Source organism: Proteinivorax tanatarense (assembly GCF_040267685.1).
In the GTDB taxonomy this organism is placed as follows: Bacteria; Bacillota; Proteinivoracia; order Proteinivoracales; family Proteinivoracaceae; genus Proteinivorax; species Proteinivorax tanatarense.
Map to the genome: position 1 here is coordinate 1,891,640 of NZ_CP158367.1, position 23,318 is coordinate 1,914,957.

23 protein-coding genes and 1 pseudogene are annotated in these 23,318 nt (G+C 34.0%); 5 read left to right on the forward strand and 19 right to left on the reverse strand.

The window, feature by feature from the left end; translation table 11 throughout:
• Positions 1–57 precede the first annotated feature (57 nt).
• The 3 genes from PRVXT_RS09425 to PRVXT_RS09435 are packed head-to-tail and all read right to left on the reverse strand — an operon-like array spanning position 58 to position 3,529.
• Positions 58–780 (reverse strand): ZIP family metal transporter, encoded by a 723-nt coding sequence (locus PRVXT_RS09425; protein WP_350342625.1) that lies wholly within the window; start codon positions 778–780, stop codon positions 58–60.
• Between the two features lie 6 nt (positions 781–786).
• Positions 787–2,136, reverse strand: a complete 1,350-nt coding sequence (locus PRVXT_RS09430; protein ID WP_350342626.1) for a TldD/PmbA family protein — start codon at positions 2,134–2,136, stop codon at positions 787–789.
• A gap of 4 nt (positions 2,137–2,140) precedes the next feature.
• Entirely contained in the window at positions 2,141–3,529 is a 1,389-nt protein-coding gene (locus tag PRVXT_RS09435; protein ID WP_350342627.1) for a TldD/PmbA family protein, read from the reverse strand.
• Positions 3,530–3,719: 190 nt separating this feature from the next.
• On the opposite strand from PRVXT_RS09435, the gene PRVXT_RS09440 reads away from it, so the two are divergent.
• Positions 3,720–4,172: a YaaR family protein gene (locus PRVXT_RS09440; protein ID WP_350342628.1), complete on the forward strand. Its 453-nt coding sequence runs from the start codon at positions 3,720–3,722 to the stop codon at positions 4,170–4,172.
• Between the two features lie 154 nt (positions 4,173–4,326).
• On the opposite strand, the gene PRVXT_RS09445 is transcribed toward PRVXT_RS09440, so the two are convergent.
• Positions 4,327–5,064: a GNAT family N-acetyltransferase gene (locus tag PRVXT_RS09445; protein WP_350342629.1), complete on the reverse strand. Its 738-nt coding sequence runs from the start codon at positions 5,062–5,064 to the stop codon at positions 4,327–4,329.
• A gap of 115 nt (positions 5,065–5,179) precedes the next feature.
• Between PRVXT_RS09445 and PRVXT_RS09450 the strand changes: the two genes are divergently transcribed.
• A complete protein-coding gene (locus tag PRVXT_RS09450; RefSeq protein ID WP_350342630.1) occupies positions 5,180–5,419 on the forward strand; it encodes a spore coat protein in 240 nt (79 codons plus the stop codon).
• A gap of 24 nt (positions 5,420–5,443) precedes the next feature.
• Positions 5,444–5,806: a spore coat protein gene (locus PRVXT_RS09455; protein ID WP_350342631.1), complete on the forward strand. Its 363-nt coding sequence runs from the start codon at positions 5,444–5,446 to the stop codon at positions 5,804–5,806.
• A gap of 39 nt (positions 5,807–5,845) precedes the next feature.
• On the opposite strand, the gene PRVXT_RS09460 is transcribed toward PRVXT_RS09455, so the two are convergent.
• The 13 genes and pseudogenes from PRVXT_RS09460 to PRVXT_RS09520 all read right to left on the reverse strand — a co-directional run bounded on the left by PRVXT_RS09460 (position 5,846) and on the right by PRVXT_RS09520 (position 18,029).
• Positions 5,846–6,199: an HD-GYP domain-containing protein gene (locus tag PRVXT_RS09460; protein WP_350345143.1), complete on the reverse strand. Its 354-nt coding sequence runs from the start codon at positions 6,197–6,199 to the stop codon at positions 5,846–5,848.
• Positions 6,193–7,017 carry an HD domain-containing protein gene (locus PRVXT_RS09465; protein ID WP_350342632.1) on the reverse strand — a complete coding sequence of 275 codons (825 nt, stop codon included), beginning with the start codon at positions 7,015–7,017 and terminating at the stop codon, positions 6,193–6,195. Before PRVXT_RS09465 ends, PRVXT_RS09460 begins: the two co-directional genes overlap by 7 nt.
• Positions 7,008–7,646, reverse strand: coding sequence for a hypothetical protein (locus PRVXT_RS09470; RefSeq protein ID WP_350342633.1), 639 nt, complete (start codon positions 7,644–7,646; stop codon positions 7,008–7,010). The genes PRVXT_RS09465 and PRVXT_RS09470 overlap by 10 nt, the downstream gene beginning before the upstream one ends.
• A gap of 378 nt (positions 7,647–8,024) precedes the next feature.
• The gene (thiI, locus tag PRVXT_RS09475) at positions 8,025–9,200 is read right to left on the reverse strand and encodes a tRNA uracil 4-sulfurtransferase ThiI (RefSeq protein WP_350342634.1); all 1,176 of its coding nucleotides are present in this window, start codon (positions 9,198–9,200) and stop codon (positions 8,025–8,027) included.
• Between the two features lie 11 nt (positions 9,201–9,211).
• Positions 9,212–10,363 carry a cysteine desulfurase family protein gene (locus PRVXT_RS09480; RefSeq protein WP_350342635.1) on the reverse strand — a complete coding sequence of 384 codons (1,152 nt, stop codon included), beginning with the start codon at positions 10,361–10,363 and terminating at the stop codon, positions 9,212–9,214.
• 72 nt (positions 10,364–10,435) lie between these two features.
• The gene (locus PRVXT_RS09485) at positions 10,436–11,773 is read right to left on the reverse strand and encodes a hypothetical protein (protein ID WP_350342636.1); all 1,338 of its coding nucleotides are present in this window, start codon (positions 11,771–11,773) and stop codon (positions 10,436–10,438) included.
• Positions 11,774–11,782: 9 nt separating this feature from the next.
• The gene (locus tag PRVXT_RS09490; RefSeq protein ID WP_350342637.1) at positions 11,783–12,748 is read right to left on the reverse strand and encodes a L,D-transpeptidase family protein; all 966 of its coding nucleotides are present in this window, start codon (positions 12,746–12,748) and stop codon (positions 11,783–11,785) included.
• A 106-nt stretch (positions 12,749–12,854) separates the two neighbouring features.
• Positions 12,855–13,229: an Hsp20/alpha crystallin family protein gene (locus tag PRVXT_RS09495; RefSeq protein WP_350342638.1), complete on the reverse strand. Its 375-nt coding sequence runs from the start codon at positions 13,227–13,229 to the stop codon at positions 12,855–12,857.
• Positions 13,222–14,232, reverse strand: a complete 1,011-nt coding sequence (splB, locus tag PRVXT_RS09500) for a spore photoproduct lyase (protein ID WP_350342639.1) — start codon at positions 14,230–14,232, stop codon at positions 13,222–13,224. Before splB ends, PRVXT_RS09495 begins: the two co-directional genes overlap by 8 nt.
• A gap of 186 nt (positions 14,233–14,418) precedes the next feature.
• On the reverse strand, positions 14,419–14,964 hold the full coding sequence (locus PRVXT_RS09505; RefSeq protein ID WP_350342640.1) for a GerMN domain-containing protein: 546 nt from the start codon (positions 14,962–14,964) through the stop codon (positions 14,419–14,421).
• 209 nt (positions 14,965–15,173) lie between these two features.
• The gene (locus PRVXT_RS09510) at positions 15,174–15,866 is read right to left on the reverse strand and encodes an acyltransferase (RefSeq protein ID WP_350342641.1); all 693 of its coding nucleotides are present in this window, start codon (positions 15,864–15,866) and stop codon (positions 15,174–15,176) included.
• A gap of 72 nt (positions 15,867–15,938) precedes the next feature.
• Positions 15,939–17,351 carry a sensor histidine kinase gene (locus PRVXT_RS09515; RefSeq protein ID WP_350342642.1) on the reverse strand — a complete coding sequence of 471 codons (1,413 nt, stop codon included), beginning with the start codon at positions 17,349–17,351 and terminating at the stop codon, positions 15,939–15,941.
• Positions 17,352–18,029, reverse strand: a pseudogene (locus tag PRVXT_RS09520) (response regulator).
• Positions 18,030–18,140: 111 nt separating this feature from the next.
• Here PRVXT_RS09520 and PRVXT_RS09525 point away from each other — a divergent pair.
• Complete coding sequence (locus tag PRVXT_RS09525; protein WP_350342643.1) at positions 18,141–19,055, forward strand: lysine exporter LysO family protein; 915 nt, start codon at positions 18,141–18,143, stop codon at positions 19,053–19,055.
• Positions 19,056–19,255: 200 nt separating this feature from the next.
• Here PRVXT_RS09525 and PRVXT_RS09530 read toward each other — a convergent pair whose 3' ends face one another.
• Together PRVXT_RS09530 and PRVXT_RS09535 are read right to left on the reverse strand one after the other, a co-directional pair.
• Positions 19,256–19,555, reverse strand: a complete 300-nt coding sequence (locus tag PRVXT_RS09530) for an MTH1187 family thiamine-binding protein (RefSeq protein ID WP_350342644.1) — start codon at positions 19,553–19,555, stop codon at positions 19,256–19,258.
• A 22-nt stretch (positions 19,556–19,577) separates the two neighbouring features.
• Positions 19,578–22,058 carry a heavy metal translocating P-type ATPase gene (locus tag PRVXT_RS09535; protein WP_350342645.1) on the reverse strand — a complete coding sequence of 827 codons (2,481 nt, stop codon included), beginning with the start codon at positions 22,056–22,058 and terminating at the stop codon, positions 19,578–19,580.
• A 156-nt stretch (positions 22,059–22,214) separates the two neighbouring features.
• Here PRVXT_RS09535 and PRVXT_RS09540 point away from each other — a divergent pair, with 156 nt between their 5' ends.
• Positions 22,215–23,171 (forward strand): DUF4236 domain-containing protein, encoded by a 957-nt coding sequence (locus PRVXT_RS09540; RefSeq protein WP_350342646.1) that lies wholly within the window; start codon positions 22,215–22,217, stop codon positions 23,169–23,171.
• Positions 23,172–23,318 lie beyond the last annotated feature (147 nt).

The following is a 23,318-nucleotide window of genomic DNA, read 5'->3' on the forward strand; positions in this document are numbered from 1 at the left end:
AGACATTAAAAAAGCGGCTGTTAGCCGCTTTTTTAATGTCTGCTAATCCATATTAAGTTAAACTATTAACATCCCCACTAAAAAACCTGCTAATAAACCTAGGTTTCCAATATGATTATGCTGTTTGTGCGACTGTGGAATTAGCTCATCTCCCGCAATATATATCATAGCACCAGCTGCCAAACTTAGTGCCATAGATACAAAATTTGCCGATATATTAAAAAGTAAAAATCCTATAGCTGTACCTACAGGAGTCATAAGGCCAGCAAATAAGGTCATTAAAACTACTTTTCCTCTTTTTACTCCACCTTTTAAAAGGGGAACAGCTGTAGCCATACCCTCTGGGATATTATGTATTGCTATAGCAATAGCTATCGAAACTCCCAGTGTTCCCTGGGCTTCAAACCCAGCGCCTATGGCTAAGCCTTCTGGTAAGTTATGAAGAGCAATACCAAAAAATATAAGGTACCCCATCTTTTTCATTTCGCTTTTTTTTACATCCTGTTCACCTGAACCTATATGAGCGTGTGGAACTAAAAAATCTAACACTAACATCAACAATGCTCCTAAAACAAAACCAACCGCAGCCATAACTGTTCCCCCAAGTTCCACAGCTTCTGGTATAAGTTCCAAAGTAGAAATGGCTATCATAATACCTGCAGCGAATCCCAGCATAGTTGACGCCACTTTATCTGACGGTTCTCCCCAAAAAATTACTAGTAGAGCACCAATGGCGGTAGATAAACCCGCCATTGTGCTTATTAAAAGATCATTAAACATATCAAATTACCCGGAAACTGCTATCTTTTTGATTTTTATAGAGGGAGAACCTATATAACCATTTTGAGGGATACCAAACTTAAGATCACTGCCTATTTCTTCGATATCATTAATAACTTCAAAGAAGTTACCTGCTATAGTAATTTGATCAACCGGTCTAACTAACTTACCATTTTCCACAAGATACCCCGCTGCTGCCAACGAGAAATCACCAGAAACGGTATTAGCTCCAGAGTGTAACCCTTGAAGGCTAGTTATGATTAATCCTTCGTCAAGGTCTTTAACCATTCCATCATATTCTTTAGACTGAGGCTTAATAAACATGTTTGTAGGCGCAATTCCTATAGCTCCTTTATACGATGCTTTTGAAGCATTTCCTGTAGATTGAACACCATCTTTTCTAGCAGTCTTTAGGTTGTGTAAAAAAGTTTTAAGCCTACCATTCTCCACAACATTTTTAGTGTAAGTTGCAACACCTTCAGCATCAAACGGGGTTGACATAAGCCCTTTTTTATAAAGGGGGTCATCTACAATTGTAACTAATTCATTGGCTATTTTTTCTCCAATACGGCCCTTTAATAGTGAAAGATCTTTTTGAACTGATTCGGCAGAAAAAGTTGAACTAAATGTTGCAAGTAAATTTGCTGCCGTAGTATTCTTAATAATCACTGGATAGTTTTTTGATTTAACGCTAGAAGCTCCTAATGCAGATACTGCCTTATCAACTGCTTCTTGAGCAACCTTTTTAGCATCAAAATCCTTTAACTCTGTTGTAGCAACAATTTCCATATCGCTTTTAACGCTTTCACCTTCTTTTACAACAACTGAAACTACACAATATGCCAAATTATATTTAGCTGATTTTTCCAACCCTTTGCTGTTAGCAATAAGTTTTTCTCCAACATCTTTAGCCACTTGACACATATTAACAGACACTACTCGCTTATCTAATTGCAAGGCTTCTTGTTCTAAGTCCTTTGCAAAAGTTATTATTTTTTCTGCAGTAAACTCTTCTAACTCTTTGTGATATCCATCAAACTCACTATAAGAGGGTGAACCAGAAAAAATTTCTACAACATCCTTATCTTCAATAATTTGTGCATTTTCCTTCGCTTCGTTGATTAACATTTCTATAGAGCTATCATCTATTTTCTCTGTATATGAATAGCCCATTTTATCATTAAAAGTTCCTCTAAATGATAGCCCTGAAGAGTCAGACACTGAGTAATTATCTACCTCTTTATTGAAAATTTTCACTTTTAAACTATCAGATCTTTGAAAATAAATTTCCATATCCTTAAAACCTTGTTTTTTACCTTCATCAAATAACTTATCTTTAAAATTTGTTAAAATCATTTACTTACTCCTCCTTTCTACCGCCAACGGTTATTTCTGAAACTCTTATCATGGGTTGTCCTACATTAGTAGGAACAGCACCACTAACAGAACCACACATCCCTTGAGCATGTTGCAAGTTGTTTCCAACCATATCTATCTTACGTAAAACATCAATTCCTCTTCCTATTAAAGTTGCACTTCTAACAGGTTTTTCTATTTTGCCGTTTTTTACTATATAACCTTCGTTTACAGCAAAGTTAAATTCGCCTGTAGCTGGATTAACAGAACCTCCACCCATGTTTTTAGCGTATAAGGCATACTCTGTATTAGCTATTATTTCCTCTGGGCTGGATTTTCCATTATCAATATAAGTATTTGTCATTCTTGAAGTTGGAGCAAACCTATAGTTTTGCCTTCTGCAAGAGCCAGTAGCCTCCATACCCATTCTCTTTCCATTTAGTTCATCTATCATATACCCTTTTAACACGCCATCTTTAATTAAAACATTTCTCTGTGTTTTATTTCCTTCATCATCAACATTAATAGAACCCCACTCATTTGGCATAGTTCCGTCATCTATAGCTGTAACCAGTTCTGATGCCACTTGTTCACCCAGTTTATCAGAAAAAACCGAAGTCTTTTTAGCAACAGAAGTGGCTTCAAGGCCATGGCCACAGGCTTCATGGAAAATAACGCCGCCGAAGGCATTATCAATAATAACTGGCATTTTGCCACTGGGGCAAGGTTCTGCATTTATCATTGTAGTAGCAATTTTTGCAGCTTCTGTAGCATAGTTTTCAACATCAATTTCATCGTAAAACTCAAAACCTTTTAAAGCTCCTGGACCAAAGAATCCTGACTGCTTTTCAGTACCCTTAGATGCAATAGCTTGAATAGGTAGGCGAGTCCTTATTCTTCTATCTTCAACAATCTTTCCATCGGTATTGGCAATAAGGACTTTTTGGTCATTATCAAGATAATTTACAACCACTTGAGAAATTTCTTCGCTGTAATTATTAGCTACGTTATGAGCTTTTTTCATGATAGCCACTTTTTCTTTTTGGCTAATATCTTTAGGAATTTTAGTTACGGGATGGGAGTTTTTAACATCCTCTTTTTGAAAATTTAATACTAAATCCACTTTACTGCCTTTTATAGCCATAGCAGCATTTTTTGCTACAGATAACAGGTTTTCTCTAGAGGTGTCATTGGTATAAGCATACACAGAATTTAAACCATTGAAAATTCTAATGCCCAATCCATAATCTCTTCCAGATATTGTTCGTTCAACAACCCCACCTATCATAGTTATTGAATTATTTCGAGTGTCCTCTAAAAAGATTTCTGCAAAGTCACCACCGGTTGCTAAAGCTTGATCTAAAACATCGCCAATTAATTTATTATCTAACAAATTTTTAACCTCCCTTAAAAATAGTTCGCTACCCTACAGAAATATATTCTATCTTTACAGTTATATTCCTGCAATATATTCAAAATTTTCCTCTATTTTTATGAAATTTAACATAAAGGATATTTTATATAGTTATTCCCTATGTTATAATTATTTAATAAACAATTATAAATTTATCGGAGGAATTATTATGGCAAGAATATCAAATACGAAACATAAACCAGCTAGCAGCTCAAAGCTTACTTCTTTAATAAAAACTCCCCCTAAAAAGGACGTACCCAATGAAATCAATGAATTTGACTTACAGTTTAAAATAAGCAGTGTTAAAGCACAGCTTGACCAAATCTTAAGTGATATAGATGAACAAGGGCGAACCCTTTCAAAGTCTATGACTTTGGATCATCTCCGTGAGTACCATAGTTTAGTTGCAACATATATTAAAAAAGCTACCTCCGAAATGTATGAACTAAAGATACAAAATGGAGAATATTATAATCCTCATAAATTATATATAACAGTAGATAAAATAGACACTGAATTAGAGAATATAACCAGTGAAATGTTGAATACCGAAAAAGATAGAATGTACATTTTAGAAAAAATAGATTACATAAAAGGTTTATTACTTAATATTTCAGTATAACAAAGACGTCTAGCAGGTGCTAGACGTCTTTGTTATAGCCGATTAATTAGAGTTAGGCCTAACTCTTTAGTTCATGAATGCAACATTTTATATACACAGCGATTGCAATTGTTTTAGTTAACAAGCATGTAAAAACCCCCGCTAACTAGGAGGTTTAGTTTGCTAGACGATATTCTTTACCTTGTTCTTTAAACCCTAATTTTTTTATCATTTCAATTGCCGCTTGATTTTCAACACTTACATTAAAAACCACCATATCTTCCCTTTTCAGCACATCATCAACGGCTGCACTTAAAACCTGTTTACCATAACCTCTTCTTCTAGATAGCGGATGTACCTCTATTTTATAAACTTCTGCTATATTCTTTGTAATTGTATCAACATAAGTCCACGCTACTAGGTTATCATCCTGTTTTATACCATATATTTTCTGTTTTTGCAAAAGAAAGTCCTTCAACTCTTTAGAGTACCACTCTTCTAAGTTTGAATCATTAAACTCTAAGTTAATCACATCTTTTATTTTGCCTTTTTTAAAATTTTCTTGGGTAACATAGTAATAACTTCTTTCTTTACAGCTTATATCATATATTTTTTCTACAAAATAATTTTTTACCCAATTTTGATAACAATGAATATATAAATTTTTATTTTTTGCGATTTCTCTACAAAAAATTTCTAAATCTTTTCCTTGTTCACAATAAACCCAATAAAATTTATTTTGTTTAACCAAACATCCTGTTCCATCCGTTGTTGTATATACTTCCCACCGCGAACTTTTTTTAGTTTGCTCTAAAATCCAAATAATATCGTAATTTTTAAGCAAACCTTCGTTTTGAAATTTTTTTATAAACTTGTTAATCTCTTTATTATCAAGTTTTTTAATGTTTCCCATCACCATCATTCCTTTATTTTTACATTATTATCTACAACTAAATAAAACTACCATTATATTTATTTGCTAATTTCATAAACTATATTTGAAAGATATTTAAAAAGGAGGTTTTCAGATGCAACAACAAAATCAGCAGCAAGGTCAACAACAACAGGGACAACAAAGTCAGCAGTTATCTCAAAAAGAGCTTGCTTATATCGAGGACCAGTTAGGAGCCGAAGAGCTGGCTATTCAAAAGTGCAGAACTTATGCCCAACAAACAACAGACCCAGAAGTTAGAGAGCAGTGTCAGAACATGGCGGACAAACATCAACAACACTACAACACTTTGTTAAAACATTTGCGCTCTAGCTAATAAAAAAAGGGAGAGTGAAAATCAATGCAAAAAAAACAACAAAACCAACAGCAGAATCAACAACAAAGTCAACAGCAGAACCAACAATCTAATTCAGGGCAACAGTTATCAGCACAAGAAATTTTAAATGACGCTTTGACAAACGAAAAACACCTCACAGGCTTATACAACACCGCAGCCAACGAAGCATCTAATGCCTCACTAAGACAAGATATGCTGAACATCCTTATGGACGAGCATAACATGGAAGCCTCCATCTTTAATACCATGCAGCAACGAGGTATGTATGATGTTAAGCAAGCAAGTTCTCAAGAAATAACTCAAGCACAGCAAAAATACGCCACAAAGCAACAACAGCAACAAAAAACTCAAAACCAAATGTTTTAGATTGCAAGTAGCCTCTGTACAGAGGCTACTTTTATATTTTTAAAAGGCAGCTTTAAGCTGAGAAAATGCATCATAACACAATTTATTGGCTTGTACATCTTTTTCTATAATTTTCAGGGCATTTTCAGGGTCTAAACCTTCTCTATAAGGTCGTTGCTCAGTTAAAGCTTGAAAAATATCTCCAACAGTCATAACACAATCAAGTGTTGACAAATCAGCTGCCCGCAACTTCTCAGGATACCCACTCCCATCTAACTTCTCATGATGATTTCCAGCTATTTCAGCGATCTCCTCCAGACCTTTAATACTTCTTAATATATTTTTTGTGTAGTATACATGACTCTTTATTTGTTGAAATTCTTTAGGAGTAAGCTTGCCATTTTTTTCTAGTATGTCATTGCTAACTTTAACTTACCTAAATCATGTAATAGAGCTGCTAACTTCACTTTATTTGTTGTCTCGCAACTATAATTATTCTTTTTAGCTATTTTAACCATAACATCTGCTAGCCCTTGGGAATGTCTTTTTGTAAACTCACTTTTACTATCGATTAATCTACTAAAAACACTCCCCACCTTTAAAAGACTTTCCATATCCATTGTCTTTGTATTAGCAGAAGATTTGTAAATATATGGTAAGGAGTTTTCTATGTTAGGCTGTTTTAAATCAAACCAAAATGCTTCTGTTTCCATTAAAAAGTTCAACGCTTCAACTACTTTAGGACTAAACTGTACTCCCTGCCTTTTATTTACATAGTCCTTAAAAAGAGACTTGTTCTTTTCTATTGAAGCAGAGGCAATATATTGTATTTCCAGCTGGTCAGCTACAAAAATTATTTGGGAGTATAAAGGAATTTTATCCCCTGCAATAAAGTGTGGTCCACTTCCATCCCAATGCTCATGATGGTATAAAATTGTTTTATCTAAATGACTATAAAAGGGTAGTTCTCTGACCAGCTCTGTGCCAAAGATACAATGATTCTTTACTCTTTCTTTTTGAAAATGAGCTTGGGAAAGGGTACGGGTTACACCGATATCATGGAGTAAGCTGGCAACATATAAATCAGTTAAATCCTTATAGTTAACACCTAGCCTTTCTCCAATCTTAACTGCAATATACCCAGTTCTTTTGGCGTGTGAAAGATGCTTGTTTTCAGCTAAATCTAACGCCATAGAAAATGAAGAAACCAAAGCAATTACATCTATTTCCATGTTTTTTTCCTCCTCTTAGACAAAAATAAAATAACAGTTAAGGTCAATGTAATCAACAATAATAACTTTGAAAAACTACTGATTATAGAACTTTCCTCTCTAATATCGTATGTCAACTGAATCTGTACCACATCTTCATGATCCACCCTATCATAAAAAATATAGTTATATGGTATTTCCATATTTAAATTATATCTACTTGGTTTAACATTAGATGAGGGAATTGGGTTTTCAATAAAAATGTATGTTGTCTCTAACGGATCTGCTATACCTTCAACATTGACCTTTGGTTTTAAAATTTGAACTGGTTCGTTTTCATAGTTTAAAACTTGAATCATAGGAGTGGGGACTATTATTAAGCCCTCTGTTTTTAAGTTTTCAAAAATCAAAATAATATTAGAAGTAGAACTGTTAATTTCACCATTAAGAATTTTACCATTTTCACTTGCTTTTAAAGGATTTTCATACCCTAAACTAACCCTTACATGCTTATCTTGATAAACTTCGTAAAATTGTGGTTCTTCTTTGGGCATAGTTTTTGGCTCTTCGGTAAAAATAAACAAACCTGTTATACACAAAAATAGTAATACCACCCCAATATATAAACCCCTAGAATTGTTTCTTGCCAAGTTGGCCCCTCCTTTGCGAGGCTTACCCTTTCAATATAATTTATTCTATCAATACCAGAAAAAACCTTTTTATCTATGTCTAAAATCAGTGAAAGTTGCTTCCCCCTCAGCTGATTGTTAGTTAGCCGATTCAAAAATCTACAACTTAATATAACAGTGTTTTTATAGCTCCCCCAAACTACTTATTTGAAATGTCATTTTTCTTTTGTTGGTATAGGGGTGCTTTTAATGGTTGTTGCCCTTTTAAATAGTTTAAGTCTTCCCACCATTTAACCCTGCGATAAAAGTTTAGGCATTACATTCTATGTTATGAAAAGCAGTAAGTATGAATAAATCCCTTAAACTTATTTAATTAAAATAATCATGGGAAGCCCATGATTATTTTTCTCGATAAAAAACTTCAGTGTTAATTTTATTTACTGCTTCTTCCACTAAGGATTCTATATCTAAGTTTTTTTCTGCTTCGATACATTGCTGTAAATTTGGTTTCGTTTTGGGGTTTTGGGGGGTGAACACCGTACAGCAATCCTCGTAAGGTTGTATTGATATTCCATAAGTTCCTATATCATGGGCTTTGTCAATTATCTCAGTTTTATCCATTGTTACCAGTGGCCTAAGTACAGGTATATCTACTACCTGGTTAATTACATTCATACTTTCTAGCGTTTGAGAAGCAACCTGTGCTACATTTTCTCCGGTAACTAGTGCCAACGCTTTTCTATTTTTAGCTACCTCTTCAGCTATCCTAAACATAAACCTTCTCATAATTGTTATAATCATGTCCTCATCGCAATTTAACTTTATTGCCTTTTGTATTTCTGTAAAATGAACAGTATGTAAGCGTACCCTACCGCAGTATTTGCTTAGCACTCTACAAAGATCATCAACTTTTTCTTTTGCTTTATCGCTAGTAAATGGGTAAGAATGAAAATAAAGCCCCTCTACATCTATTCCTCTTTTGGCAGCCAACCATAACGCAACAGGACTATCAATACCTCCCGACAGTAGACATATACCTCTTCCTGTCACCCCTATAGGAAGACCCGTTGGACCAGAAATTTTTTCAGCATAGATAAAAGCATCTTCATCCCTTACCTCCACCCCAATAGAATAATGAGGTTTTGTTAAGTCTACACCTAGTTTGTTATAATTTTTCAATACTGCTGCCCCTAAGTCTCTACCAATTTCCATAGAGCTCAGGGGAAATGTTTTATCGGACCTCCGACACTCCACTTTAAATTTTATACCATCTTTATCGGGAATTGTTTTTTCGGCAAGCTTTATACATGCAAAAGACATACTTTCCATATCTTTCTTTACTCTAACTGCAGGGCTTAAAGAGACTATCCCAAAAACTTTTTTCAACGCCTCAATTAGCTGAGGACCATCATTTTTTACCGGCACGTACAGCCTTCCGGCATGAGACTCTATTTTCCTTTTTTCTAGGTGAGAAATACTATCTTGCATCCTTTTTATTAAGGTATTAATAAAAAAACTTCGGTTTCTTCCCTTTAAACTTATCTCTCCATATCTAACTAAAACAACATCATACATAATCTTACCTCCTACATAAATAACTGCAAATCTTCTACAATCTGTGCAGTTTTTTCAATAGTATATTCTATTTCTTTATCTGTTGTGTTATAGCTTAAGCTAAACCTTATAGCTCCTTGTCTGTATTGTTTAGGTAAATTTATCGCCTTTAAAACATGGCTGTCTTTAGCTTTAGATGAACATGCTGACCCAGTAGAAACATAAATATTAACCTCCTCTAACGCCCTAACCAACACTTCACCTTTAAAATTCTCAAAAGCCACGTTTAAAATATGGGGTGCGCTATTATCAGGAGTTACTATAATTGACTTAGCTACTCTTTCTTTAATACCTACTTTAAGTTTTTCTTTCAATTGAATTATTTTATCAACGTAGTCCTTTTGATTTTTATACATCTTATCTGCTGCTATTGCCATTGCATAACAACCTGGAACATTTTCAGTGCCGGGTCTTAATCCCTTTTGCTGCCCCCCTCCATATAACAAAGGTGTTAACCCCACCTTTTCTTTTACAAATAAAGCCCCTACTCCTTTAGGTCCGTGAAATTTATGACTACTAATAGAAAACAGGTCAATATTACATTCATTAAGATTTATATCAATTTTCCCATAACCTTGTACTCCATCAACATGAAATACACATTTGGGATTAACTTCCTTAACCATAGAACCTATTTTTCTTAAAGGCTGTACTGTCCCTATCTCATTATTTACCGCCATAATAGAAATCAGAACAGTTTTCTGGTCAACCTTTTGCCTAAGATCGTCTAAATCAACCAAACCCTTGTTATCAACATTCACATATTCCACAACATAACCTTGTTTTTTTAGTTCTTTGAAACGTTCTAAAACGGAAGCATGCTCTATCGGTGTTGTAACAATTTTTTTACCTCGCTTTTGGTAAAAATTTAAAGTGCCTAAAATTGCTAAGTTATTACATTCAGTGCCTCCCGAGCCAAAAATTATATCATATTCCCGTTCTACGTTTAAAGTATCTAGCAATATCCCCTTCCCTTTTGCCATGATTTTCTCCGCTTTTACCCCTAAGCTATGTACAGAGGAAGGGTTAGCAAATACTTCTTTTTGATATTCTGAATATACCTTCAATATATCATCGTCGATTTTAGTTGTTGAACAGTTATCTAAATAAACTTCTTCCATCATAATCACCTTCAATTTTTTGATTCATACTTAATCTACCATATTTTTTCTAAAAAAACAAAGGAAAGGTTAAAATCACCCTCCCTTTTGTATTCCCTCTATTAATTTTTCTATACTTGAACCTTCTTTCCAGTATTCATCTAAAAGTGGCTGTATACTTTCTATCACCTTACTTTCTTCCTCTAGATCTTTAAAAAATCTGCTCCTTATCGGCATCCCATATTCTATGGTTTTAATAGCAGAATGAATACTTATCTTGTCTAAAGGGCTAACTTCTTTCCAATGGCCATGCATCCTTGTATCAACGGGGACATAACACGAATTAGTAGTATAAAAGTCAACAAAATACCCCGACATAAATTGAATAAACTCAACCACCAACTTACTATGATCGTCCCCTTTATAATCGCTGTCTACAAAAGGGATTGCAGAAACAACCTCCATACCATATCTGGGTTTTGCTAAATCAATTTGGGGATACGGTAATAATATACAATCAATTTTATGATTGCTACCTGGAGACTTTATTTCATTATTACTAAGCTTTTTATTTCTTTCTAGTGTCTTTAAATATACCCAACTATCCACTCCACCTAAGATAGCAACCTTATCATGCCAAAAGTTCTTTAGCCAGTTATCGCTATAAGCAACAATACCTTTTTCCCGCCACTTATCAATATCTTGATAAATTTTTATAAATCCTTGATCATACCAGTTAAGTTTCCCATCTGCTTCCACTGCAGTAATATTTGCTTGAGTTAGCATCGATGAGGTAAAAAAACCTTGATAATCCATAACATGCATTTGTTTTTCTGAAGATATTCCTTTTAATGTCTCTTCAAATTTTTGAAAATCCCAACCCCCTTTAGAAATTTCCTCCTCTTCTCCTATATAGTTGTTGTTAACAACCAAATACTCTCCCTTTGCAATGATGGGATAAGCTAACACACTCCCATCATGACTTTTTACATAATCAACTGCTCCTGTCAAAAAGCTTTCGTTAAAATCAATGTAATTTTCAAGAGGAAACTGACTCTCTTTATCTAAAAAAGGTGTTCCATTCCAATCTATTACCACATCTGCCATTTTATTTTGCTTTGCAGCTTTTTCTACCCTCCTGTTAAATGTACTTTCTTCCATAAGGGTATATGTAATCTTTACATTCTCATACTCTTTTTCAAAATCGCTAATTACTTTACTCCAAAATTTATGTTGTTCATCTTTATCTATATACATATTAGGATTACTGATTTCCCACACCTTAATTTTATACTGCTTAGTTAAGTCAATTTTTACGTCAGGATCATGGTTTCTTGACTGAGAGCTATCTAAAATTCCGGTAAATTTAATTAAACCTAAAAAAAACAATACACTAATTAAACCTGTTACAGCCCAAACGGTTTTTTTCCCCATTGAAATCACCTACCTTAAACCTAATAAATAAATAATGTTTGCATCTGTCTTACCTGTTTCTGGCAAACGATATTTACTCTGTAATTTTTTAACCGCTTGTTCTTCCTCTTCCTTAAAAAAAGAATCTGCAGGCTCTTCGTATACCCCTTCTTCTTTGAGAGCACGCTGTAAATATACAACTGCTTGACCTCCGGCCCCTTTTTGATATACATCTCTAAACTTAGGTGGAGTTCTTTCTGAGTTTAAAATAACAGGAGTTCCTACCTCGACCCACTCATAAAGCTTTTCAACATCTCTATTAAATAATCTTATGCATCCAGCACTACCATGGCTACCAATTGCTCCAGGGTTATTGGTGCCATGGATCCCATATCCGCCCCATGGAACTGTCAGCCCCATCCATCTGGTGCCAAAGCCACTCCCTTTAGGGTACCCTTTATTTTTAACATAAAAATCTCCAACTGGTGATGGGCTTTGTGGCAAACCTATAGTGACTGGAAATTTAGCAAATTCTTTTCCATCTTCCAACACTGTAAGTTGTCTCCTATCTAAATCTACTATCAATACTAAGTCACCTGTAGGATCTTCACTAGAAGTTATCTTTGTTTCTGATTCTCCCTTAAACATGGCAGCCCAGACCTCATCACAAACTATACCGTTAGGCTCAATTCCGTTGTCATGTTGTAGCTGTTTTACAGCTTCTATGGTTTTATATTCATATACTCCATGATGCTCACCTAAATAGTAACCTGCTTTTTCTAAGCCTAATTGTAGCTCTGTCACATCTAGCCCTTCCAAAGGTGGGTCCTCTGGCCTAATTTGCCTTTTCTTTCTACAAAGTTGTTCTGCTTCTAAATAAATTTCTTCATTATACACAGGAATTATAATTTTAGTGGTTGATATTATAAATAAACTAGCTAAAAACATTATTATCCCAGCAAGAATAAAGTATTTTTTCTTAATTATAATAATCATTAAATCACCTCACCTAATATATTAAAGACTATTCATTGACATAACAAAATATAACTTAACGCTAAAAAACCATCAATTACTTAAAAAAGTAGTTGATGGTTTTATTTTAATCGTAAAATGAAAGTAACGGAGCTCTTATGTGTAACGTTCCATTATCGTAATCTACAAAAGCTAAGGTGTCATCAATGGGCTCTGCAAGAGGAATATTTCGATAAAAGCTGCCTTGCAGTCTCTCCATAACCCGAAATTTTTTACCCTCCCTTTGAAACTCTTTTTTGGTTTCACCCTCTACTATAATTTCATCTTTATTTATAGAAACCAACGCTTCATCTGGATCTATGCCAGGAATATCTATAAAAACTTCTATCTCATCATTGTACTCATATATGTCTACGCTAGGCTTAAAAGGAGGGAGTGGCAAGACTTCTTTAACCTTTCTTCTAACGATAGCTCTTTGCACTATTATCACCGCCTTAAACAATATATAGTATTTTAGCCTTAGGAAAAAGAGCTGTTATGTTATCCCTAAAAAAAGTTTCAATCTCATTATACTGTTCTTTATGGTAGACATATTTAGTATAACCAAACTGCCCATATTTTAGTTTTCGCTCTTGTTCTTTTAACGGTAAGGTTGATTTTGGAAACACTTCTAAAATATTATCTTTTGCTCTTTGGGTGAATCTATGAGCAATTAATTCAAAAGTTAAGTTTGGAACATCATATATTTTTTGTTCTAAATTTTTTAGCAGTTCTAAATACTCATCTTTCCAATTAGGATATATAAAAATTGGTGCTATTAAAAATCCCATAGGATATCCACTTTTAGAAACTTTTTTTGCTGCTTCAATCCGTTGCTGTGCACTAGCAGTTTTGTGCTCGTACTGACTGATAATCTTTTCTGTGTTAAGGCTAAATCTAAATTCTGTATTGCCATTATGGTTTATGTTTAGTAATGACTCCACTTCAGCAAATTTTGTAACAAACCTGAATTTCCCATTTTGTTGTTTGCCAAAAAATTCTATAGCATCTGCTAAGTTATTAGTATATTTTTCTACTGGCAATGGATCTGAGGTAGCCGCTCCTTCAAAAATTATATCTTCTTCTTTTTTGACATCCATATACTTTTTAGCCTTTGTTAAAATTTCTTCGGTATTCACGTATACCCTTATATACGGCTTTTTGCCTAAAGTGGTTTGCAAATAACAATACTGACAAAGTCCTGGACAGCTGGTTACAAGTGGCAACTGATAGTGTGCCGAAGGTTTACAGGTTTGAAAGTTTGTAGTTTTACGCACTGCAACTACTAAAGTTCTTTTAGCCTCAGAATATGCTTCACTTGGTGTGGCTCCAGGGATATTAGTCACCCTATTGCTTTTAAGAACATCTATTTCAATACCTTCGTCCCTAAGCTTATTATAAATTTTTTTCCCTTTTTCATAGTCTAAGCTCTCTTTATGAAAAAAAGCTCTGCTAGGCTTATACATGTAGCACCTCCTTACCAATATCTTGCCACTTAAAAGAAAAGATTATGTTAAAAGGTGTTGTTTCAAAACGGATAATTACCCCATTTTAAAACAACACCTTTAAATACCCAATATAATACTTCTCTATTCTATCTGTTCATAGCCTTAGTCTAAATAACTTAAACTGTCCTTAAAATTTATACGCAACTATCTCAAATAAGTTTTTACATCCTCGCTTTTTAACGGCTCGTGTATATCAAAAGAGCCTGCTAACGTTTCCACCCTTTCACTCTCAATAAGAATTTGAACAGATTCAATATATTCTATTTCTGTTAAACTAAAAACTAAGGAGCATATAGTCATTATCTCCCTACTTGCTCCTCCCCAATGTAATGATAGTAATGATTCCTTAAAATTAACGAAGGCAATCCCCTCTATAACTTCAACACCATATAACTCGGCACCCTTAGGGAATGTTGGATACAATTCAGAGGAGTTGGGCCCTTTAATGAGTTCCTCTACAATGACTTCTTCTATTCTATTACCTACCTTTACTTTACGCTTTTCTAAAACCATTTGATCAGCTTCATTGTTTGCAAAGTAAAGTGACAAACTTTTTATACTATCATTTTGCTGGTCTGGGATTATAAACTCATGGCTATTTTCACTGGTAGTAATAGTTATCGCGATAATTCCAGTTACCGCTAAAACTGTAATCAAAAAAATTGCTGAAAAAAAAATGTTTTTTTTCAACTATACTCCCCCTTTAATACTATAAAAAAGTAGACCATTGGAAACTCCACACTTCTTATACAAAAGCTTTTTTATATTTTAAGAGTTCCCCGAGCTTCTAAATCTAAAAATCTTAGTTTATTTCTATTAGCACTTTCAATTAGAGCTTAAAATGTGAGCATTATTCACTTACCTACTATTAAGTATGTTTTGCTTCTTAAAGCAATACACTAAATCCACTTTACATCATTTTTAACAACTTTCCCAGGGTTTCCTGCTACTAAAACATTTGCTGGAACATCCTTAGTTATAGTCGAGCCAGCGGCAACCACCGAGTTATCAGATATATTTACTCCTTTTAAAATTGTGGAATTACAACCTACCCAAACATGATTGCCAATCTTAATCTTTTGAGGTAGTATCTTTTTGTTTTTATATATTAATTTATGAAAATCACAATCAATAATAGATGTTCCCCATGAAATGGCTGTATTTTTACCAATTATTACCTCTGAAGAACAAAAAATCTTTGTATCAGCAGTTATATAGGTAGAGTCATTTATCGTTAGTTTACCGCCTTTTCCTACAACAATCTGAACTCCAGGTCCTAGTTTTACCTTTCCGTTAATCTCTAATTCCCCACCGGGGAAAATTACTATGTTTGCTGATGAGCTTGATAAATTTGTTATATATCTACCGCCAACATAGAGCTGCCCATTAATACTCACCTTCCCACCAAGCTTTCTTACAAAGCGACTTCTCCAGTCAACAACTAGTTGGAGGGGTTTAAGGGGATTTAGACCTAAGATAATTCTTAGCCCAAAGCTATAAATTAAGTTCACTAAAATAACCGGATGATTTATTAAAGTTTTAACTACCTTTCTTCTATTTAAGTGTTTGTCACTCACTAATGATTTAAACACTTGTAAAACTCCTCCCATATTATCAGATTATAATAATATAGGATGTAACAAATCCCCTAATATATCCATGTATTAAAGAGTTTTAAACCAAGTTCCTTGCTTTGGCAACTTAATTGTAAAAATTGTTCCTGTTTCCAATCTACTTTCTACATCTACTCTTCCTTCATGTAATTGTGCAACATCCTTTACTATAGCCAAACCAATTCCTGTTCCCCCTGTTTCTTTATGCCTTGCCTTATCTACACGATAAAATCTATCAAAAAGATAAGGTAATTCTTTTGTAGGAATACCTTTCCCACAATCTTTGATTGATAAATGCAGTTCCCTTCTTTTATCAGTAAGGCGAACTTCAACCACTCCATTTTCTTCACTATACTTTATAGCATTATCTAGTAAATTTAAAATCATTTGCCGTAGTTTTTCTCTGTCACCAAAAATTTTTTCTTTTAATTGCCCACCTTTAAAATTGATGCTAATATTTTTTTTATCCGCTAAAGGTTGCATAGAGTTAACTGTTTCGTTAACTAAAAATGCAAAAATAAAATCTTTTTTATTTACTTTTGTACTTATATTCGAAACCTTGTTAAACTCCAATAACCGACTAACTGTTATGTTCATTCTATCTATTTCAGTTACAATATCACCTAAGAACTCTTGATAAGTTTCCTTACTTTCTTCATCGCCCAAAGATTCCGCTAAAGCCTTTATTGAAGCCAAAGGAGTCTTTAAGTCATGGGATAAGTCCGCCAAAAAACTCAGTCTATTTTCATCATTTTTTTCTAATTGCTCTGCCATACTGTTAAAGTTTTGTGTTAAAGCGCCTATTTCATCATGTGACTTAATCGGAACTCTTGTATCTAAAAGACCCATGCTCATTTTTTTTGAACCATCTGTTAACTGCTTAATTGGTTCTAAAAGAGAATTAGAGATTATTATGGAAAAGACTATAACAAAACCTGCGAAAATTATTGAAATAGTAAATATCATTATTCTAACATCACTAACAGCTTTTTTAATGTCATCTACTGAAGATGAGGTGAAAATTGTTCCAATTACTTGACCATCTCTTAATACTGGTACAGCAATATATTTTACCCAACCATTGTCCTGCAAATAATATGTCCCTGAGCTGCTATTACCTTGTAAGGCACCACTAACCTCACGATGAGTTAACTGGCTTCCTAAAAGCTGACTCTCAGTAAAAGAATCTAGTAACACAGTTCCGTTAGCATCAGTATAAATTAACCTACCATCCATTCTAGGAAAATAGGAATCAATAATTTCACTTATCTCATAAAGGTTTTTATCTAAATTATCTGAAATGAGAGTGGACACTATATTAGCCTTTTCCAATTGACCTGCTTTGTGAGTTTCAAAAAATTTTTTTTCTGTTGTGGTTGTAACTAAAAAATTAGTCACTATCATTACAGCAGTAAATAACAGCGCATAAGCAATAGTAATTTTCCACTTAATACTTAAATTCATTTAGTTATTTCCTCCAAAAAAATAACCTACCCCCCATTTTGTGAGGATATATTTTGGACTAGCAGGATCTTCTTCAATTTTTTCTCTAATCCTTCTCACATGTACGTCAACAGTTCTGATATCTCCAAAAAACTGGTAACCCCATATCATTTCCAATAAATTTTCCCTTGTGTATACCCTACCAGGGTGAGCAGCTAACAAAGTTATTAGATCAAACTCTTTAGCGGTCATTTCTACAACTTCTCCCTTATTCAAAATCTGCCTATTAGATGGTATAATTGTGATATCTCCGAATTGCATTTCCGTGGGCTTATAAGACTTTGGTGCCCTTCTTAAAATAGCTTTAACCCTCGCTATAAGTTCTCTAGTGTTAAAGGGTTTAGTCATATAGTCATCTGCTCCAAACTCTAACCCCAAAATTTTATCTATGTCATCTCCCTTTGCTGTAAGCATAATAATCGGTATATCAGAAGATTTGCGATATTTTTTACATAGTGTTAATCCATCTACTTTGGGAAGCATTAAATCTAATATAATTTAATTATATTGATTCAACTCAAATTTTTCCTTAGCTTCCTGACCGTCAAAGGCACAGTCAACTTGAAATCCTTCTTTTTCTAAACTATGAGTTAAGCCTTTTACCAATAGCTTTTCGTCATCAACAACTAAAATTTTCATTATTTCACCACCTAAAAATAATCATCCATTACATATTTATTACTATTCTATATTAATTTTTTATTTCCTCTTTAATTTATTCATATTAAAAATGAGTAAGGAGTGATAGCAGTGATTTATATTTTTTTATCATTATTATTAGGATTTACAGTGTCATTTCTACTAAAGAAAGAGTTTAAAAAAACAATATCTACAGGCATCACCTTATCTTTATTAGGTCTACTATTCTCTATGGGTGTCGCATTAGGTAGAGATCAGCAGCTTTTAGCTAACTTTTCCCACATTGGAGCTAAAGCTTTGCTAATTTCTATTTCATCAATTATAGGTAGTATAGGATGTCTTTGGATAACAAATTTAAAATATCAATTCGACTTAAGCTCACCATCTTATGAAAATGATAGCGCTGAGCCCCCCTCCCAAGGGCTGAAACTCATTCTATACATACTTTTAGCACTTTTTATTGGAATGACAATAGGAGCTGTAGGGCCGGCTAACATTGCGATGATTGTCGAGCATGGCGGAATGTTTTTTCTTTACATACTTCTTTTTTTAATTGGATATGACCTTTATAGTAATCGCCAAACATTACAAAAAGTAAAACAACAAGGACTTAAAACTTTGCTTATCCCAGCTTCAATTGCTATAGGTTCAATAATTTCTATGCTTCCCATTGTCATTTTGCTTCCTTTTAACTTTTTTGAGCTAGGGGCTGTAGCTTCAGGGTTTGGGTGGTATAGCCTGTCCTCTGTAATCATATCACAATCTTATTGCAGTTATTTAGGTATGATTGCATTGCTATCAAATATTATTAGAGAAGTTTTGGCACTAATAATAACTCCTATAATTCCAAAGTTTCTTCCAAAGGTTATAGCGATAGCACCTGCTGGAGCTACATCAATGGACACACTATTGCCTGTAATTGTTAAATCTACCCATGTGGGTATTACTCCTATATCAATTTTAACTGGTACTATTTTATCAATGCTGGTTTATATTTTAGTTCCTTTGTTTTTAGTGTTTTTATAATAAATTTATCAAATATCTAAACGTTAACTTCCCAATTACATAATTAGACAAACTGCTTAGAAAGCTTTCTCTAATTTATTGTTGACTATTTCCCGCAAACTGTTAAAGGTGGGTCATACAGGTATTTATTCTGCTATAAAAGGGACAAATAAAAACAAGAGGCTATCCCACCACAGATGAGACAGCCCCTTGTTTTTAATTTATAACTTTTCTTTTACCGACTTTATTTTTCTGTCCATAGATGATTTTATATCTCTACGATCATCTATTCTTATTTGAGTGCTAACCCTCTTTGCTTCATTTTCAAAGGGAACTTCATGCATTTTTCTAATCAGCTCTAAGCATTGATCCAATTCCCCCTCTAAAATAGTGCCCATTGGTGTCAAATCAAAACCTACCTTGTCTTGACCTTTAAGAAGCTCATGAATACCCGCAACATATTTGCTCAAGCTAGTAGTTTTAGTTCCAAGGGGTACAATAGTAACTTCTACAATGACCATAAATCTACTCCTCCTTACTAAACTATTTTACATAACTTGGATCTACATTCACCTTTTTTAGTCGCAAAGAATTATAAACTACATTTAGTGAACTGATAGACATAGCTGCCGCACCAATCATTGGATGTAATAAACCCAACATAGCAACTGGTATCGCTATAGCATTATAAAACCATGCCCAAAAATAATTTTCCTTTATTTTTCTAAATGTTGCAGTAGATAGGTTTATAGCAGAGATTATCCCACTTAACTCTCCTTTAACCAGCGTGACATCAGCTGCTTCTATGGCTATATCTGTACCAGTTCCTATAGCTATGCCAACATTAGATTGTTTTAAAGCTGGTGCATCATTAATACCATCACCAACCATGGCCACAATATTATATTTCTCTTGTAGTCTTTTAACTTCATTAACCTTACCATCAGGCAAAACTTCGGAGATAACTGAACTAATCCCCACCTTTTTACCTATGGCATTAGCAGTTCTATTGTTATCACCAGTAATCATAGCTGTTCTGATTCCCATTCTTTCTATTTCTGCTATAGCCTGTGCTGAATCTTCTTTAATTGGATCTGCGACAGCCACAATACCCATCAAGGTATTCTCTTTAGCTACCATCATAGCCGTTTTTGCCTCATTTTCAAGTTGAACAAGTTTATCTTGCTGCTTTGAGAAATTAACATCATTTTCCTTCATCAACTTTCTATTCCCTACTAATACTTTCTCTCCATCAACATATCCAACAACGCCTTTTCCAACGATAGCGTTAAACTCATTAACTTTACCTAAGTCAACATTATTGGCTTTGGCGCTTTCGACTATGGCATGGGCTAACGGATGCTCTGAAGCATTTTCTATAGTAGCGGCTACATACAGCAAGTCGTTTTTATCAACACCCTCCATAGGTAGCAAATCAGTAATCTCTGGCTTGCCTTTTGTAATAGTACCTGTTTTATCAAAAGCAATAACTTTAATGTCTTTAAAGGTTTGTACAGCTTCTCCATTTCTAATTAAAATTCCTTTTTCTGCACCCATGCCACTTCCCACCATCAAAGCAGTAGGAGTGCCTAATCCTAGTGCACAAGGGCAAGAAATAACTAACACCGCTGTAGATGTTATAAAGGCTAAAGCCAGCGGACTGAGATCAGGATTTACCCACGGAAGAAACTGTGCACCCCAGTTAATAATGCTCATATGAAACTCAGGAAATAAGTTAAATGACACAAAAACTAAAACCGTTAACCCGATTATAACTGGCACAAAATATCCAGTTATCTTATCAGCAAATTCTTGAATAGGTACTTTAGAACCTTGGCATTCTTCTACCATTTTAATAACCTGTGATAAAAATGTCTCGTTACCCACCTTTGAAACCCTTACCTTCATGGTTCCCTGTTTATTAATTGTAGCTCCAATTACTCCATCGTCAATCTCTCTTTTAACAGGGATAGATTCTCCTGTCGCCATAGATTCATCAACCAAAGAACTTCCTTCTACCACTACGCCATCAGTAGGTATCTTTTCTCCTGGCCTAATGACCATAATATCTCCTACCTGAAGCTCTTTAGTTGGCACTTCAACTTCCCTGCCATCTTTTATTACCCTTGCTGTTTTGGCTCCCATCTGAATTAATTTTTTAATAGCTTGGGATGCTCTTCCCTTAGCTCTTATTTCTAGATATTTGCCGATTAAATGAAAAGTCATTATAGTAGTAGCCATTTCAATAAAGGTTTGAATGTCAGCAATAAACAGTCCCGACAGTCCTATAATATAAGGTGGAACCGACCCCAAAGAAACCAAAACATCCATATTCGGTGACTTATTCTTTAATGCATTATAACTGCCTTTGTGCACATGGAAACCTAACCAAAAAATATTTGGAAAAGCTAAAGCTGCAGTTATAAGTAAATATCCTGGTATTGGTATCACAAACATGTGAACCATCATAATAGCCATAACAGTACCACTGATTATTGCCGAAAGAGCCATTTTTTGTTTGGCTTTAAGTACCTTTACCTCTTCCTCATCAGTTTCTTCTTCCTGCCTATCTTCCTCTAATGAAAGCTCAAAACCCAGCTCAGAAGATTTATCTTTAATCTTTTGCAGTTTAATATGATTGGGATTATACTTTACCGTCAATTTTTCTGCAGGGAAATTAACATTAGCAGAAATTATTCCTTCTTCTTTAGATAAAGTTTTTTCCAACCTATTAGAACAAGCAGTACAAGTCATTCCACTTACATTTAACACCACTTTTTGAAGCTTTTCATCAGCATCTTCATATTTAACATCATAACCTAAACCCTCTATTATACCTGTAATTTCTTTAACGCTTATTTTAGTATTATTGAAATATATAAAGCCCTTTTCAGTAGCAAAGTTAACCGATACATCTATTACACCTTCTTTATCTGCTAAGGCTTTTTCAACATTGGCGGCGCAGCTAGAACAAGACAGACCGCTTAATCCAAAATGCAGCTTTTCTGATTCCTTACCTCCCATAAATTAAGTCTCCTTTCATATTTGTTATGTCTATATCGTCAGTATACCCCCTATAGGTATGTTAGTCAACAATAAACTCCCAGAAAATAATAGAACTATACAATTTTATAGTTTACTTATATACTTAATTATAGAGTATTTAAAGGGGTGTTTAAATTGGGCTTTAGATTTAGAAAAAGCATAAAATTAAGTAAAGGTGTCAGATTAAACTTAAGTAAAAAAGGAGTGGGAGTTAGCACAGGTATAAAAGGGGCTAGGGTTGGAGTTGGACCTAGAGGAGTTAGACAAACTGTTTCTATCCCGGGAACTGGAATGTCATTTGTTAAAGAAAATCGTTTATCATCCACAAAAGCAAACTATGATGCACCTAACTCGGGTCAAAACACATTTACAGACTCTACTACATTACCACACAAAAAAGTTAAATACCCAAAAAAAATTTGGTTCTTTATTATACTGGGCCTATTAACTATTCCCATTTTTATAGGTATGCCCATTTTAATATATGGATTATACAACATAAATCGATATAAACAAAAAGATGAAGTTAAGGCAATCAGTCTGTTCAATGACGCAATCAAAAAACTAGCAAATGATGAACATAGCTTAGCTATAGATTTATTAAGTAAAGCCTATAGGTATAATCCAGATGATGAAGACATCATGTACTATTTAATGATGTACTCCTATGAATACCTTAATGACTATGAAAACTCACTTAAGTTAAGCCAAAAACTATTGGTACTTAATGAAGACAACGTTTTTTACAAGTATTGTTTAGCCAGCTCTTATTACAAATTGAAAAAATATAATAAAGCCATAAAGCTGCTTCAAGAACTGCAATCCAATAAAGAACTACAAGAAGAAGTGATTATTTTACTTGGCAAGTCTTTTTTTAAATTAGGAAAGTATAACCTGGCTCTTGAGGTTCTTAACAGAGGTCCAGTTCGAAGAAGAAATCCAGACCCCAGCATGATGGAAGCAAGGTACTATCTAGGATTAACATGCTTAAAGTTAGGTAACAATAGCAGAGCCAAAACCCATCTATCAGCCGTTTATTCAAATGACATAAATTATAAAAACATTCAAAGCTATAAGCATCTAATAACATAAAGCAAATATCGCAATCAGCTTCTTTTTCATCGCTTCTGCCAGTTAAATCAATCTAGTTCTTTGTTTAACTCCCACTTGCAATTCTTAGATTTCCAATGAATTATTAAAATAATTGTCTTATAACCAATAACCTAATTAAAAAAGTCC